Genomic DNA, 319 nt, shown 5'->3' on the forward strand with positions numbered 1-319 from the left:
GTATACTAAAAAACTTGAAAAAGATAAAATTGACCCTACTGTTGCTTTGACAATGGCTTTAGAAATGGCGGTGTCAGATGAAGTATAATGTTGACACAGTTCGAGAAAGTGGTTGGTATAATAAAAAAGAATGGTTGGCTGTCCGTGATTATGTAAGACAACGTGATAAGATGACTTGCGTAAGATGTGGCGCATTCGGTGCTAAAAAATACGAAGTAGACCATATTATAGAACTAACTTGGGAAAATCTTGATGATTGGAAAATAGCGCTGAACCCTGATAACCTACAACTCCTTTGTAAGTCTTGCCATAACAAGAA

Annotated in this window: 1 protein-coding gene; it reads left to right on the top strand. The window is 36.7% G+C overall.

The window, feature by feature from the left end:
* Positions 1 to 77: 77 nt before the first annotated feature.
* Positions 78 to 319, top strand: a 242-nt coding sequence (locus FDX22_RS27340) for an HNH endonuclease (RefSeq protein WP_146718066.1), incomplete at its 3' end; no start/stop codon positions are given.

The sequence above is a fragment of the Citrobacter sp. TBCS-14 genome, assembly GCF_005280805.1.
Classification (GTDB): domain Bacteria; phylum Pseudomonadota; class Gammaproteobacteria; order Enterobacterales; family Enterobacteriaceae; genus Citrobacter; species Citrobacter gillenii.